General features: G+C 60.1%; 14 protein-coding genes. 10 read left to right on the top strand and 4 right to left on the bottom strand.

Features of this window, described 5'->3' with window-relative positions:
• The first annotated feature begins 15 nt into the window (after window positions 1–15).
• On the top strand, window positions 16–1,326 hold the full coding sequence (locus PspCFBP13508_RS00865) for an MFS transporter (protein ID WP_137213363.1): 1,311 nt from the start codon (window positions 16–18) through the stop codon (window positions 1,324–1,326).
• A gap of 165 nt (window positions 1,327–1,491) precedes the next feature.
• Window positions 1,492–2,394 carry a bestrophin family ion channel gene (locus PspCFBP13508_RS00860; protein ID WP_024012629.1) on the top strand — a complete coding sequence of 301 codons (903 nt, stop codon included), beginning with the start codon at window positions 1,492–1,494 and terminating at the stop codon, window positions 2,392–2,394.
• 43 nt (window positions 2,395–2,437) lie between these two features.
• Here PspCFBP13508_RS00860 and PspCFBP13508_RS00855 read toward each other — a convergent pair whose 3' ends face one another.
• Window positions 2,438–2,737 carry a hypothetical protein gene (locus tag PspCFBP13508_RS00855; RefSeq protein WP_073475000.1) on the bottom strand — a complete coding sequence of 100 codons (300 nt, stop codon included), beginning with the start codon at window positions 2,735–2,737 and terminating at the stop codon, window positions 2,438–2,440.
• A 110-nt stretch (window positions 2,738–2,847) separates the two neighbouring features.
• On the opposite strand from PspCFBP13508_RS00855, the gene PspCFBP13508_RS00850 reads away from it, so the two are divergent.
• The 3 genes from PspCFBP13508_RS00850 (at window position 2,848) to PspCFBP13508_RS00840 (ending at window position 5,894) form a co-directional block, all read left to right on the top strand.
• Window positions 2,848–3,459, top strand: coding sequence for a transferase (locus PspCFBP13508_RS00850; protein ID WP_137213362.1), 612 nt, complete (start codon window positions 2,848–2,850; stop codon window positions 3,457–3,459).
• Window positions 3,460–3,689: 230 nt separating this feature from the next.
• Window positions 3,690–4,673 carry a helix-turn-helix domain-containing protein gene (locus PspCFBP13508_RS00845; RefSeq protein WP_137213361.1) on the top strand — a complete coding sequence of 328 codons (984 nt, stop codon included), beginning with the start codon at window positions 3,690–3,692 and terminating at the stop codon, window positions 4,671–4,673.
• A gap of 93 nt (window positions 4,674–4,766) precedes the next feature.
• Window positions 4,767–5,894 carry a mechanosensitive ion channel family protein gene (locus tag PspCFBP13508_RS00840; RefSeq protein ID WP_137213360.1) on the top strand — a complete coding sequence of 376 codons (1,128 nt, stop codon included), beginning with the start codon at window positions 4,767–4,769 and terminating at the stop codon, window positions 5,892–5,894.
• A 36-nt stretch (window positions 5,895–5,930) separates the two neighbouring features.
• Here PspCFBP13508_RS00840 and PspCFBP13508_RS00835 read toward each other — a convergent pair whose 3' ends face one another.
• The gene (locus PspCFBP13508_RS00835; protein ID WP_137213359.1) at window positions 5,931–7,850 is read right to left on the bottom strand and encodes a tyrosine-protein phosphatase; all 1,920 of its coding nucleotides are present in this window, start codon (window positions 7,848–7,850) and stop codon (window positions 5,931–5,933) included.
• Window positions 7,851–8,188: 338 nt separating this feature from the next.
• On the opposite strand from PspCFBP13508_RS00835, the gene PspCFBP13508_RS00830 reads away from it, so the two are divergent.
• The 4 genes from PspCFBP13508_RS00830 (at window position 8,189) to PspCFBP13508_RS27330 (ending at window position 11,397) form a co-directional block, all read left to right on the top strand.
• A complete protein-coding gene (locus tag PspCFBP13508_RS00830; RefSeq protein WP_137213358.1) occupies window positions 8,189–9,727 on the top strand; it encodes a class I SAM-dependent methyltransferase in 1,539 nt (512 codons plus the stop codon).
• Between the two features lie 280 nt (window positions 9,728–10,007).
• Window positions 10,008–10,889, top strand: coding sequence for a manganese catalase family protein (locus tag PspCFBP13508_RS00820; RefSeq protein ID WP_016774362.1), 882 nt, complete (start codon window positions 10,008–10,010; stop codon window positions 10,887–10,889).
• A 52-nt stretch (window positions 10,890–10,941) separates the two neighbouring features.
• Window positions 10,942–11,244 carry a hypothetical protein gene (locus PspCFBP13508_RS00815; protein ID WP_137213356.1) on the top strand — a complete coding sequence of 101 codons (303 nt, stop codon included), beginning with the start codon at window positions 10,942–10,944 and terminating at the stop codon, window positions 11,242–11,244.
• A gap of 12 nt (window positions 11,245–11,256) precedes the next feature.
• A complete protein-coding gene (locus PspCFBP13508_RS27330; protein ID WP_161984061.1) occupies window positions 11,257–11,397 on the top strand; it encodes a hypothetical protein in 141 nt (46 codons plus the stop codon).
• Window positions 11,398–11,419: 22 nt separating this feature from the next.
• On the opposite strand, the gene PspCFBP13508_RS00810 is transcribed toward PspCFBP13508_RS27330, so the two are convergent.
• Window positions 11,420–11,851, bottom strand: coding sequence for a DNA methylase (locus tag PspCFBP13508_RS00810; protein ID WP_137213355.1), 432 nt, complete (start codon window positions 11,849–11,851; stop codon window positions 11,420–11,422).
• 160 nt (window positions 11,852–12,011) lie between these two features.
• On the opposite strand from PspCFBP13508_RS00810, the gene PspCFBP13508_RS00805 reads away from it, so the two are divergent.
• On the top strand, window positions 12,012–13,595 hold the full coding sequence (locus PspCFBP13508_RS00805) for a sensor domain-containing diguanylate cyclase (RefSeq protein ID WP_137213354.1): 1,584 nt from the start codon (window positions 12,012–12,014) through the stop codon (window positions 13,593–13,595).
• A 3-nt stretch (window positions 13,596–13,598) separates the two neighbouring features.
• Here PspCFBP13508_RS00805 and PspCFBP13508_RS00800 read toward each other — a convergent pair whose 3' ends face one another.
• Window positions 13,599–13,835 (bottom strand): hypothetical protein, encoded by a 237-nt coding sequence (locus PspCFBP13508_RS00800; RefSeq protein ID WP_016774354.1) that lies wholly within the window; start codon window positions 13,833–13,835, stop codon window positions 13,599–13,601.
• Between the last annotated feature and the right edge of the window lie 125 nt (window positions 13,836–13,960).

Raw genomic sequence — 13,960 nt, 5'->3', positions numbered from 1 at the left:
CCACAGGAGCGCAACATGGATACGTCTCTTCTCGCCCACCGCGCCGGCGCCATCATCAATGCCGAGGCTCACGAGCTGCGCCCTGCGCTCAACGGTTTTCTGCTGTTCGTTTGCCTGTTCGCCGGCTATTTCATGCTCCGTCCGATCCGCGAATCGATGGGCATCACTGCCGGCGTCGAGAACTTGCAGTGGCTGTTCACCGCGACCTTCCTGGTCATGCTGGCGGCCGTTCCGCTGTTCGCCTGGCTCAGCGCACGCGTGCCGCGCCTGCATTTCGTGGACTGGGTGTACGGATTCTTCTGCACCAATCTGCTGTTGTTCGCCGTCTTGTTCCTGGGCGAGGAAAGCCCGTGGCTGGCGCGCGTATTTTATGTGTGGATATCGGTCTACAACCTGTTTGTCGTATCGGTCGCCTGGAGCCTGATGGCCGATGTCTTCGACAGTGCCCAGGCCAAACGTCTGTTCGCGTTCATCGCGGCGGGCGCCAGCGTCGGCGGCCTGAGTGGCCCTGCGCTGAGCGCCTTGCTGATCGGTCCGCTGGGCGAGTCCGGCCTGATGCTGCTGGCCGCTGTTCTGCTCGGCGCTGCGATGTGGTTCAAGCGCCAGCTGATGCGCTGGCGTGAACGGGGTGGCGCAGGACGCCCCGATGCCGCGCCGAGCGAAAGCCCTCGCAGGCCGTTGCCGGGCAATCCGTTCAGCGGTATGACGGCCGTTTTGAAATCACCCTATCTGCTCGGCATCTGCGGTTTTGTGGTGCTACTGGCGACAGTCTCCACCTTCCTTTACTTCGAGCAGGCACGCGTCGTCGCCGAACACTTCCCGGACCGCGAGGCGCAGGTGCGCGTGTTCGGCATCATCGACTTTGTCGTGCAGGCGGGCGCCCTGCTCTGTCAGCTGTTCATCACCGGACGCCTCGCCCAAAGGCTCGGTGTCGGCGTGCTGTTGGCCATGGTGCCGCTGGTCATGTGTGCGGGGTTTATCGGGCTGATCTTCGCCCCCGGCTTTGGCCTGATCGCCGCGCTGATGATCGTGCGCCGCATCGGTGAGTACGCCTTCGTGCGCCCAGGCCGAGAGATGCTGTTTGCCCCGCTCGATGCCGAAAGCAAGTACAAGGCGAAGAACTTCATCGACACCGTGGTCTACCGCGCCGGCGACGCCATCAGTGCCTGGGCGAAAAGCGCGCTGGACGCCCTCAGCCAAGGTGCTGGCATGGCAGCGCTGGTCGGCGCGTTGTGTGCACTGCTGTGGGGTCTGCTGGGATGGCGACTCGGCGAGCGGGCGGACCGCCGAGCCAGGGTGTCGGGAGCGCGGCAAAACCCAGCGTAGCGCGGTCCAATCGAGAGACGAGGATTTTTCATGCGGGCATTAGCTATTCAACGGGCGATTCTTTGCAGACTGACTGACGGCTGACCGCCCCACCAGGGAACTGCCGGTGCCAGGCATCGTCCGAGCTTAAGCGTTTAAGCAAACTGCTCGCCACGAGGTTTCCGTTTGAAAGCTGCCATCGTTAAAAAATACCGTCTGATCATCAAGACCCTCGGCTACGTGGGCTGGTCTTTGTTCTGGTTGCTGCTCTGGGACATCGCCGTCACCGTCGACTTCATGCTGTTTCTCAACGCCAAGCTGAATCTGCCGTTGATGCCGCTGACCTTGCTCGGTTCAGCGTTGATCGTGTTGATCAGTTTTCGCAACAGCAGCGCTTACAACCGCTGGTGGGAAGCGCGGACGCTGTGGGGGTCGATGATCAACAATTCCCGCAGCTTTGCCCGGCAGGTGCTGACGCTGCTGGACGACGCAGGTGGCGAGGTGAACCCGGTCAAATCGACGCTGTTGCGCCGCCACGTCGCTTACGTGAATTGCCTTGCCGCGCATCTGCAAGGCCAGCCTTGTCCCGACGAGGTGCGGGCGTTTATTCCCGCCGAAGAGTTCGCCCGCAGTGGCACAACCAATAACTTTGCCAACGATATCCTCACCGGCTCGGCGACTTTGCTCGCTCGCGAATACAAGGCCGGGCATCTGGACAGTATTCGTCTGGCGCGGCTTGAGTCGACGCTGGTGGACTTGTCCAACAGCCAAGGCGGCATGGAGCGGATCGCCAATACCCCGCTGCCCTACCCTTACGTGTATTTTCCACGGCTGTTCATTTCGCTGTTCTGCCTGATCGTACCGATAGGACTGGTCGAATCCCTCGGCTGGTTCACGCCGCTGGCGTCGACCGTGGTCGGGTTCATGCTGCTGGCCATCGAGCGCATCGGCACCGACCTGCAAAGCCCGTTTCGCCACAGCGAACACCAGATTCAAATGGAAGCGCTGTGCGAAACCATCGAAAAGAATTTGCAGTCGATGCAGCGTGATTCGTTGGGGGATGTGCGCAGGGTTGAGGAGCCCGCTTGAGGCGCTGCCTTAGCAGCAGCGCTTTTCATCAGATGCGCAGCGGCTATTGACGAGTGTCCGCCGCCTCGGCCGGGTAAAACTCGCCCTGCTTGCCCATTTCTTCGAGTCGTTCGCGCGCTACCGCCTCAACACGTGCCACTGCCTCTCGATCGTCAGGGTCAACCAACTGCAAGCACAGGCGTCGAACATTCTGATCATGCGTCCCCTCGCTGAGCATTTCGTGGGTAAAGACTTGTTCAGCACGCCATAGGCATAACTGGGTATGGGTCCCGCCGAGCCATATCTCGTTGATTGATCCAAGATCAGTGGTTGCCAGTTGATCCACGGTGATTGTCTTATCCATTGCGCCGTACCTTGAAAATGCTTGTACAGGTACGACTGGCAGGCATAGCGAGTCGTTCAAGTCGTCGACAGTCCACCCACGCCCCACTCTCACTTGTTCGGAAGATTCTTATGAAATCGCCAAAAATCGAAGATTACATCGCTCAATGGCCATTACTGGGCGTGGACTCGACTGCTCCTTGGACGGTGACCCAGGATTGCGAGAGCCGGATTCTGGAATTGCTTGAAACGCTCGGCCCGGGATACCGGCGCCACGACTATTGTGCGATTCATGAAACCGCCATCGTTGAGCAAGGCGCCGTTCTCAAAGGCGCAATCATCATCGGCGAAGGCTGCTTCGTTGCGGCGGGGGCTTATCTACGGGGAGGTGTATACCTCGGCAAAAACTGCATCGTTGGCCCGAGCTGCGAGCTGAAAAGTACCTTCATGCTCGATGGCAGCAAGCTTGCCCACTTCAACTTCGTCGGCGACTCATTGATTGGCGAAGCGGTAAATATTGAAGCCGGCGCGATCATCGCCAACTACCGTAACGAACTGGACGGAGCCGATATCAAGATCCGCCACGAAAATCAGGTAATCGAAACAGGCGTCAGCAAATTCGGAGCGCTGGTGGGTGACGGCTGCAAGATTGGCGCAAACGCCGTGATTGCTCCTGGCGCTTTGTTGCGGCCCCACACACGTGTTCCTCGTCTGGGGTTGATTGATCAGTTTGCTTACGAATGACACCAGATATTCGAATCTATTTTTCGGCCAGAAGCTGCCGTTGGAATGTGTACCTTCCCGAGTATGTTCGGTGGTGGTGATCTGTCTGCCGGGAATATGCAAGTGCGATTAATCGGCTGTCTGCTTTTGCTTGAAAGCAGTCCACGGTTCCAGCCTTGTCACTGAACCGTCACACCCACCTCCTACGCTCGTCCGATCTCGACCGTTGACCCAAGAGCCCGCATTCCAAAATGCCGCCCATCGCAATTGCATCCCCACCCCGCCAAAAGATCATCCTGCGCTCCGACAACCTCACCTCTTCCGACTTCGGCGCCCTGTTCTCCAGGCTCTTCGGCAACCGCTACGCCGATACTCCGCCGCCGCCCTCCAACATCATCATCGGCGGTGTCTACGGGCGGCACGACGGGGTGAGTTTTCGGCGTATGCATTACCACGGCGACTTCAGCGTCGCCCTCCCCGACCCGCAGAACGAAATCACTTTCGTCATCCCCACCGCCGGCAAGATCGTTTTCAACCACGTCACTGAATCCATTGGCATGGCGCACATCGGTCTGGCGATCGACAAAGCGGATATCCGTTCGATGCGCTTTATTGATGATCACGCCCATCACGGCATTTCGATCGATCGTCTTCAGCTCACCGAGCGGTTGTCGGCGCTGCTGGAGAAACCGGTCGTGCAGAAGATCGTGTTTGAGCCGAGTGTGGATCTGAATGCGCCAGCCTTTCAGGGCCTCAAGGCGTTGATCGATCTGGCCACGGGCACTGAGTTCGATGCCTTGATCAACAGCGGAACGTTGATGCCGTCACGGTTGCGCGAGATGTTGATCGATGCGGTGCTGGAGGCGTGGCCGCACAATTTCACCGAGGCATTACGGGGGCCGGCGCCGTGTGTGGCGCCGCGTCATGTGAAGGTGGCGATGGAATTTATTCAGGCGCATCCGCAGCAGTTGGCCAGTGGCGTGGATCTGGCGCGGTTGAGCCATGTCAGCCAGCGCGCCTTGCAGGAAGGCTTTCGACGTTTTGTCGGGATGTCGATCGTGGCGTATCAGCGGCAGGTGCGTTTGCAGCGGGCGTATGAGGCGTTGGTGCGCGGGCATGCAAGCTCCGTGACGGAGGTGGCGTTGCGTTTTGGCTTCAGCAATGTCGGGCGCTTTTGTCAGTATTTTCAAAGCGCTTACGGCGTAAGCCCAGCGGAGTTGAAGGCCAGGCGGTGACCATTCGGTCCGGCGAAACCTGCATTTGATTGAACAGCAGGAATCTCAGGGCGACTAACCCCAGACAGGTCACTTGGCGAAAAGGGGGTTTCCATGACCGAGGATTTCATCGGCTTTTTCACAGCTCACACGATTTTAGGAATTCCACTGGCGAACTGGGTGCTGGCGTTCCTCGCAGCGACACTCAGTTATCTGCTGACCACCACGGCGATCCGTTTCGTGTTCCGCAAGGTGCAGGCGCGGGCCAGCGCCGGCAATGGGCATCTGACCTACATGGCCAGCGAAGTGCTGGCGGCGACCAGCACCACGTTGCTGCTGTTGGCATCGATTCTGGTCGGCATCGGCTTGCTGGATTTGCCGGAGCGCTGGCTCGGGCGGGTCAGCAGTTTATGGTTCGTGGTGGCGGCGTTGCAGGTCGGCCTGTGGACCAACCGCGCGCTGGCGCTGGGGTTGCATCGGTATTTCTCGCGGCATAACGCGACCGGCACTTTTCAGGCGAGCGCCCTGGCGACCCTGAGCCTGTGGGGCGTCAAGGTGTTGCTGTGGGCGGTGATACTGCTGGCGATGCTGTCGAACCTGGGCGTCAACATCACTGCATTCGTCGCCAGCCTCGGTGTCGGCGGTATCGCGGTGGCGCTGGCGGTGCAGAACATTCTCGGCGACGTGTTCGCCTCGCTGTCGATTGCCGTGGACAAGCCGTTTGAGGTGGGCGATTTCATCGTCGTCGGCACGCTGGCCGGTACGGTCGAGCACGTCGGCCTGAAGACCACGCGCATCCGCAGTCTGGGCGGTGAGCAGATTGTCATGGCCAACGCCGACATGATCGGCAGCACCATTCAGAACTACAAACGCTTGCAGGAACGTCGAGTGGTGTTCGAGTTTCGTCTGACTTACGAGTGCACCAGCGAACAGATCCGCCAGATCACTCAACGCGTTGAGAACATCATCAAGAACGAAAAACAGGCACGCTTCGACCGTTGCCATTTCCGCAGTTTTGGTGAGAGCGCGCTGGAATTCGAGACGGTATATATCGTTCTGGACGCCAGCTACAACGTCTACATGGACGTGCAGCAACGCATCAACCTGGCAATCATGGAAGCGGTGGCCGAGCTGGACGCGACGTTCGCCTTCCCGGCGCGCACCGTGCATGTCGCCTCCCTGCCCGAACCCAGCGCGCAGCCAGCACGCACACAGCAACCTTCGCGTGCGCAGCATGCTTGAGCGCAAGAGCCCGGCAATTTGCCGGGCTCGCTGTGTTCAAAACGCGTAACTGGCCTTGAGTCCGCCATTGAAACCATGGCTGTCACCGCCACCGTTGGCCCCGACCTCAGCGCCTACACTCAGTGCGCCGAGGTTGGCCATCAGATTAACGCCGCCGCTGAACTGGTCGCGGTTGTCGAACGCCGCGCGCTGCTCGATATCCAGCCCCAGCAGCTGGCCTTCGCTGTCGACTTGCTGATTGCCGAGCGCACGTTCATAGCCCACGCGAACACCCGGGACCAACTGCCACGCACCCATCGTCACCGGGGCAAATGACACGTCGAGATTGGCCACCGCGCTGCGGCGGGTTTGCTTGATGCCGTCGACGTCGAGCGCCAGTTCACTGCCCTTCTCTTTGAAACCTTGCAAGTCGAGATGACTGACGCGAAAGCCCAGGCTCGGTTCGACAATCACTCCGCTGAGCGGTGCGCGATAACCCAGCGCCAAGGTCGCGCCGGTGAGATTGCCGTGGGTGTCACCTTTGGCTGTGCCGAGGCCACCATCAAGCTCGCGTTTGCTGTCGTAGTCGACGTAACCGGCGCTGGCGCTGGCGTCGACAAACATGCCGCGCTCGAGACTGTTGAGGCCGTAACGCGCACCGAGGTTGAGAAAGGTGAAATCAGTATCAGCCTCGCCACTCGCCCCGCCGACGCTGCCCTTGCTGTAGCCGAAACCGGCGCGCGCACTGAGTTGTTCGCTGAAGCGCTGGGTGATGCCGAGCATCAGGCCCTGGCTGTGTTCGTTGCTGCTCTCGGCATGGGCCGAGCCGTCCGTGCCGAGGTAGCCGGCAAGCGCGGTGCTCCACAGGCGGTATTGGCCGACCTTCAAATCGCTGCCGCTGGCGAACGGTGCGGCGGCTTGTTCGATCATCGCGTTCTGCCGCAGCAGGTAGCTGGCCGCATCAGCGTGGACCTGACCGCCGACTTGAGATTCGACACCGCCCAGAGTGCCGGCGTCGATCGCCGATTGCAGGTAGTAGTTGTAAGCGCTGTAGGTGCCGGACAGCTCGGAGTTCTGCAACTGCCGCAGCAACTCGGCACCAGCAGCGGCGTTGCCGACCAGCCCGGCCTGGCCCGGCAAGCTGTTGTACTCGACGAGTTTGCCGCGCAGTACGTAAATGGTTTCCTGGGACAGACCGAGGCCCTGCTTGAGGTAGTTGTCCATGCTGCCGTACTCGGCGGCGACTTGGTCGAGACCGGCCTGCAAGTAACTGGCCTGCACCCCGAGCAGCGGCTCGTAGACGGCGGCCATGCTCGGCGGCAGTGCTTTGAGGGTCGCAGCGACGCGGGCGGCGGTGTAGTCGTTGGTCGCCAGGTAGTTGGCCATGATCGTCGCCTCATCGACGCCGGCGATGCTCTGCAACACGGCGGCGGTCCAGCCAGTGCGGTCCTTGCCGGCGGTGCAGTGGAACAACTGCGCGGCGTCGACACTGGCCAGCTCATTGAACAACTGGCCGAACTGCCCGCGCATGCCGGCATCGCTGACGAAAGCGCGGTTGGTTTCTTCCATCATCGCCACGGCTTCGGCGGCGCTGTGGAACGAGATGTTGGTGATGTTCGAGCCCGAGGTGGTGCTGCCGATGATGTCGATGTTGCGATAGGCCGCGCCCGTGATCATCGTGTCGGGCGTGGCGGCAATTTCACCGGGAGTGCGCAGGTCGTAGATGACTTTGATGCCGAGGCCATTGAGCGTCGCCAGATCCGCCGCCGACGGCGTCAATGCGTTGGAGCGGTAGAACACGCCGCTGCGCATAGTGCCGTCGTGGGCGGTGGAATACGCGGTAGTGGTGCCGGCGATGTCGCGGAAGTTGTCGATGCCGGACAAGCGCGGCGTGTCGAGGGCGACAGGCTCGGCCGCGTGGGCAGCGCCGATGGACAGGCTCAGAACGGACAGCGAACACAGAAGACGTTGGAACACAGTGCAGCCTCATGAAATCAGCGTTGGGCTGGTCACTATGGGCAGGCGAGTGAGATGGAATATGACAGTTTCGGCAGGCGACAAAATGCCTGCGCGAATGGGCCGTGGGGTGCGTGATTGGTCCATCAATCCTGCTTGAATGTGTTGAAGATCCCTGTGGCAGCGAGCCTGCTCATGAAAGCGGCGTGTCAGCCGATTATATTCAAGCTGAAAAAAAGCTTTCGCGAGCAGGCTCGCTCCCACAGGGTTTGGGGAAGTATCCGTTTTTTCAATTTGTCGCGCGCAATCACAACCCCTTATAAGACTGCCATCACTTTCAAGAACAAGAGGCTGTACCCATGAGCAACGCCTGGAACGAAGGTTATTTCACCGACGAAGGCTACACCTACAGCTATAGCCGGGAGATCAATCCGGTGTTCCTGCGTTACTGCCTGTTGTTGCGCGGGTTCGCCACGCTGGAAAGCAACGACGGCGTGCACTGCGAACTGGGCTTCGGTCAGGGCGTGTCGATCAACATCCACGCCACCGCCAACCCGGGTTCGTTTGTCGGTACGGACTTTCACCCGGGTATGGCGGCCCATGCCATCGACCTCGCGACTGCCGCCAACAATGGCGCGCGTCTGTATGACGACAGCTTCGAACAACTGCTCGCACGCAACGATCTGCCGCAGTTCGACAGCATCAGCCTGCACGGTATCTGGACCTGGGTCAGCCGCGACAACCAGAAGCTGATCGTCGAATTCGCCCGCCGCCACCTGAAACCGGGCGGCATGCTCTACGTCAGCTACAACTGCTTCCCCGGCTGGTCGCCGTCGGCGCCGCTGCGCAATCTGTTCAGCCTGCATGACCGTTTCGCCAACGCCTCGGCGCGCTCCGATGAGCGCATCGACGCCGCACTGGAGTTTTCCGAAGCGTTGCTCGCGGCCAATCCGAAGTATGCCGCGGCGGCGCCGAGCCTGGGCGCGCGGCTACAGAGCATCAAGGGCCAGGATCGTCACTACGTCGCCCACGAATATTTCAACCGCGACTGGAACTGCATGTACTTCGCCGACATGGTCGACGCGTTGGCCCCGGCCAAGCTTGACTACGCCACCACGGCAGTGCCGCTGGACTCGGTCGACCCGCTCAACCTGAGCGCCGAAGGCATGGACTTCCTGGAAACCATCGAACACCCGATCATGCGCGAGCAAGCACGGGACTACTTCGTCAACCAGCACTTCCGCCGCGACCTGTACGTGCGTGGCGCGACGCGCCTGTCCGCTGCCGAACGCCGGGCGAGAATGCTGCACAGCCGTTTCGCGTTGCTGCAACCCTGGGAAACTGTCGCGGGTTCGGTCACCGGTCCTGCCGGCGAAGCGACCCTGCAAGCGGAAATCTACGGCCCGGTGCTCGATGCCTTGGCGGCGCAGAACTATGCGGCCAAATCAATGCGCCAATTGCTCTCCGAGACTGCAATGGCTTACGACGACCTCGAACAAGCCCTGGCCGTGCTGATCGGTATGGGCGCTGTCGCTCCGTGCCAGAGCGAGGCCGCCGAGTCGCAGGTCAGCGGTCGCTGCGCCGCGCTCAATCTGCAACTGTGCAAACGCTCACTGTACGGCGCCAACATCCAGACCTTGGCCAGCCCGGTCACCGGTGGTGGCGTGACGGTCAGCCGCTTCCAGCAGTTGTTCCTGATCTCGATCAAACAGGGCAAACAGCAGCCGGCCGAATGGGCGCAACTGGCGTGGGGGGTGATCAGCGAACAAGGTGAAGTGCTGGTCGACAATGGCCAGCCGCTGCTCACCGCTGAAGCCAATATCGCCGCGCTGACCGCACAGGCGCAGGTGTTTGCCGAGCAAACGCTGCCTGTGCTGAGGGCGCTTAAAATCGCTTGATTGCAAACGAACCAAGGTGGGAGCGAGCCTGCTCGCGAAAGCGCTGGATCAGCCGCCAAATCGGTGGCTGACGTACCGCATTCGCGAGCAGGCTCGCTCCCACATTGGTCGAGGTACGTGGCTAAGCCAACCGTCCTGTTTACGGAACTTTCCGCCCTCTGCCGCCTGTCCTGCCACTCGGCAAAAAACGAAATTTCTGCTGCGCGCCCTCCTCACAACTATGCATGCGCCAACGCCCACAAGGGTCGAGGCGCGATAGCCTGGTCTGAGGAAAATTTGAATGTTCATACATAACAAGCGACTTCAGTACACCGTTCGAGTGGCCGAGCCCAACCCGGGTCTGGCCAATCTGCTTTTGGAACAATTCGGGGGCGCCAATGGCGAACTGGCCGCGGCAGCGCGTTATTTCACCCAAGCCTTGGCCGAGGAAGATCCAGGGCGCAAAGACCTTCTGCTGGACATTGCCACTGAAGAGTTGAGCCACCTTGAGGTGGTCGGCTCGATCATCGTCATGCTCAACAAAGGCGCCAAAGGTCAACTCGCCGAGGGCGTTCAGGAGGAAGGCGAGCTGTATCGCGCACTGAATGGCGCCGGTAATGACTCGCACATCACCAGCCTGCTCTATGGCGCAGGCGCGCCTCTGGTCAATTCCGCTGGCGTACCGTGGACGGCGGCCTACGTTGACTCGATCACCGAGCCGACCGCCGACTTCCGCTCCAACATCGCAGCCGAAGCGCGAGCGAAAATTCTCTACGAACGCTTGATCAACATCACCGATGATCCGGGCGTCAAAGAGGCGCTGGGCTTCTTGATGACGCGGGAGATCGCCCATCAACAGTCCTTCGAAAAAGCCCTGCATTCGATCCAGCCAAACTTCCCGCAGGGCAAACTGCCGGGCATGCCGGAGTTCACCAACAAGTACTTCAACATGTCTGGCGAGCCCAACGTTCGTGGTCCGTGGAACGAGGGCGGTGCGTGGGAATATGTGGAAACTCCAGAGCCGGCAGTTGATGGCGGTGACGGTCTGGCGACGGTCAGCCTCCCTGCTGACGACGCAGAGGTCCTGGAAGCCATGAAGATCCGCACGGCGTCTGACCCACTCAGCGAGCCGGTGACCGGTGCTGATCTGGGCTCCGGTTACGTGCAAGGCAAAGATGTCTGAACCCCGTCCGGCGGCCCCGGATCGGGGTCGCCACTTGCTCAAGGTGATCAACATGAAAAACAGCAAAGTCTCGGCACTGACCTCTGAACATTTTCAACGTTTGATGGAGCACGCATACGCCGGTTTTGAGCTGGACTGCAAACAGGCCTGTCGAGGATTGAGAGTCAGCATGGCGGTGAATGTTTTTGGCCTGGGCACCCTGCTGCCGAACAATTTCGCCGAGGAGACTGCCGTCCCGCCAGCGGACGGACATCCAGCCGTCGACGACGCCTTGCCCACGATGCCGGTGGTCGCCAAGCGCGTATTGGCGCAGCGCAACCGTTCAATCGACGGGGCTGAAAGTTTTCATCGGTAACAGGAGCGCGACATGAGAACTTATAAAAACCTGAGTTTCCCCTCAAGCCTGAGCGTCGCCCCGGGCCTCCAGTTTGTGCTGGGCTGTGCGATATTCGCCGGCGGAACGCTGATCCTGATGAGCGAACTGGCGGGAACCTTCTTTGCGATGTGAACCTTGGTTTGCTATCGGGCGTTCAAAACAACACCGCAGCCGCTTCCCTCATGAAGATCTCAACGGTCTTCGGCCCTATCCCCTCGAACTCGGACAGGCGCTTCTCCAGCGCCTTGCGATCCGCGCTCGCCGCCACGATGTTGCTCACCTTACCGGCGTACTCGCTGTTGAGCTTGTTGGCCAGCGCGAGCAGTCGCGACGCCGTGCTTTCATCGTAGCGAACGTAACGCGCCTGCCCTAGCATCGACACCAGTTGACGGTGCGTACACTGCGCGAGCATTTGCGGGGTGTCGTTGTGATGCTGCTCTACTATGACTTGATACGCCTTGGCGGCGATGGCGCCTTGAATCCTTTTGCCCATCAGAAAACTCGCCAGCAGCCATTTGAACAGGCCGGTTTCGTTGGCGTTTTGCAGGTCGATGTTCAAGTCACCGGCGGTGATGATTTCACTCACAAGTCTCACCTCAGGGCGCGCTTCAATTACAGATGTTGACCGGGCATGACTTTGAACGATCCAATGGCCGCCGCCTGACCATGCCAATAAATTGAATCCCCAGTGGAAAAGGATGGTCATCTTTCAGTAGATGAGAGATGACAAGCATAAGGATCTTTGAATGCTCGGTCGTAAAATGCCCGAAACCAAGGGGCATGACGCCGCAGAAACGGCTCCCATCAAAGCGGCGAGTGATATCGCTGCCTTCCGCCTGACCGTGATTTTCCTGCTGACGGTCATTCTGGCGTTTCTCGGTGTGGAAGGATGGCGCACCTGGCGTGACTATCATGCGGCCTTCTCGTCGGCGCGCGATTCGGTCACCAACCTCGCTCGCGCAACCGCGCAGCATGCCGAGGACGCTATCCGCCAAGTGGACGTATTGACCGCCGCCCTGGGCGAGCGCGTTGAAGGTGACGGCTTGCAAAACATCGACGTACCACGCATCCACAAGTTGCTGGTCCAGCAAGCCAAGTTGATGCCGCAGCTGCATGGGCTGTTCATCTACGGCCCGGACGGGCACTGGATCGTCACCGACAAGGAAAACATACCGGACCCGGCGAACAACGCCGACCGCGATTACTTCCAGTATCACCGCACTCACACCGATCGCAACGTGCGCATCGGAGATGTCGTCACAAGCAAATCCACCGACGACCTTATCATCCCGATTTCCCGCCGCTTGAATAACCCGGACGGCTCCTTCGCCGGCGTGCTGCTGGGGACGATCAAGGTCAGTTACTTCGTCGACTATTACGGCGATTTCAAGATTGACGACAAGGGCGCGCTGGTACTGGCGTTGCGCAACGGAACCATTCTTGTGCGTCGCCCCTTCATCGCCTCGGTGATCGGTCAGAGCCTCGCCGACAGTGAGGTTTTCAAGAACTACCTGCCCTTTTCCAACCAAGGGATCGCCGAGGTGAAAGCCATCGTCGACGGCACCGAGCGCTTGTATGGCTACCGCGCGCTGAGCACGTACCCACTGGTGGTGGAAACCGGACTATCGCGCGAATCGATCATCGCGCCGTGGCGCTGGGATCTGATCAAAACCGGGTTTGTGCTGTTGTCGGTAATCATCGCATTCACGGTCTTCGGCTTGATCGTCTTGAGACAACTGCGCCAGCGAATGGTGATGGAAAAGGATTTGCGTCGGGCACACCAAGCCATGAAAGACATGGCTCTGACCGACAGCCTGACCGGACTGGCCAACCGTCGGCGGCTGGACACTGCTTTGATTGACGAAATTCGCCTGGCCAGACGCCAGGGTTCGTCGATCTCACTGATCATGATCGATGTCGATCACTTCAAGCTCTACAACGACAGCTACGGGCACGCGGCAGGTGATGATTGCCTGAGCGCTGTCGGACAGGCCATTGCGCAGGCGGTAAAGCGACCGGGTGATCTTGCCGTGCGCTATGGCGGCGAGGAGTTTTCCGTGCTGCTGCCCAACACCGATATTCGCGGGGCGGCGCTTGTGGCGCAGGAAATACTGGAGGCCATTCGATCCTTGAGGCTCGAGCACAGAGCTCATCCGCTGGGCCACGTCACCGCCAGCGCGGGTATTGCGGTCGGCAAACCCGCCGAACAGGAGGTGAGCCCCGCCATGCTGATCGATTCGGCCGACAAGATGCTTTATGCGGCGAAGCAGCACGGCCGGGATCGTTATTGCAGTGGCGGGGACAGCGGCTTGGAATGCGATGGACCGTGAAGGTCAATTGGTCCGGCTGACCACCCGGATATGTGTAATCCCTACCCGCTCGGCCTGCTCGAGAATCTGTTCTGGCGTCGAATCCGCCGTGGGCATGACCAGGCTGTTTTCGGCATCGCCCAGATGCAGTTCCAGCAGATGCATCGCCGCGTCGTGCTCGGCCAGTTGCGCTTCCTTGAGTTCGAGCAGATAAGTACGAGGCTCGCCGTTGAAACGGTATTCGATGTGATAGGTGTACATGATGTCGTCCGCGTCGGTGGGAAAAGGCAGTGTTTATCCTGACGCGACGGTCAGCTTTTAGTTCAACCTGACTGCCATTTTGCGTTTGCAAACAAACTTTTTGCGCAGCGAAGCGTCCTCTTCTT

Origin of the sequence: Pseudomonas sp. CFBP13508 (assembly GCF_005233515.1) — a bacterium.
Classification (GTDB): domain Bacteria; phylum Pseudomonadota; class Gammaproteobacteria; order Pseudomonadales; family Pseudomonadaceae; genus Aquipseudomonas; species Aquipseudomonas mercuritolerans.
Note: the sequence above shows the minus strand (reverse complement) of the source record. Positions and strands in the feature narration are given on the sequence as shown.

What these genes read in the sequence shown, in the direction of transcription:
- PspCFBP13508_RS00845 (WP_137213361.1), top strand. Translation starts at nt 3,690, where the DNA reads ATGCCGCCCATCGCAATTGCATCCCCACCCCGCCAAAAGATCATCCTG.
- PspCFBP13508_RS00850 (WP_137213362.1), top strand. Translation starts at nt 2,848, where the DNA reads ATGAAATCGCCAAAAATCGAAGATTACATCGCTCAATGGCCATTACTG.
- PspCFBP13508_RS00815 (WP_137213356.1), top strand. Translation starts at nt 10,942, where the DNA reads ATGAAAAACAGCAAAGTCTCGGCACTGACCTCTGAACATTTTCAACGT.
- PspCFBP13508_RS00820 (WP_016774362.1), top strand. Translation starts at nt 10,008, where the DNA reads ATGTTCATACATAACAAGCGACTTCAGTACACCGTTCGAGTGGCCGAG.
- PspCFBP13508_RS00855 (WP_073475000.1), bottom strand. Translation starts at nt 2,737, where the DNA reads ATGGATAAGACAATCACCGTGGATCAACTGGCAACCACTGATCTTGGA.
- PspCFBP13508_RS00800 (WP_016774354.1), bottom strand. Translation starts at nt 13,835, where the DNA reads ATGTACACCTATCACATCGAATACCGTTTCAACGGCGAGCCTCGTACT.
- PspCFBP13508_RS00805 (WP_137213354.1), top strand. Translation starts at nt 12,012, where the DNA reads ATGCTCGGTCGTAAAATGCCCGAAACCAAGGGGCATGACGCCGCAGAA.
- PspCFBP13508_RS00840 (WP_137213360.1), top strand. Translation starts at nt 4,767, where the DNA reads ATGACCGAGGATTTCATCGGCTTTTTCACAGCTCACACGATTTTAGGA.
- PspCFBP13508_RS27330 (WP_161984061.1), top strand. Translation starts at nt 11,257, where the DNA reads ATGAGAACTTATAAAAACCTGAGTTTCCCCTCAAGCCTGAGCGTCGCC.
- PspCFBP13508_RS00830 (WP_137213358.1), top strand. Translation starts at nt 8,189, where the DNA reads ATGAGCAACGCCTGGAACGAAGGTTATTTCACCGACGAAGGCTACACC.
- PspCFBP13508_RS00865 (WP_137213363.1), top strand. Translation starts at nt 16, where the DNA reads ATGGATACGTCTCTTCTCGCCCACCGCGCCGGCGCCATCATCAATGCC.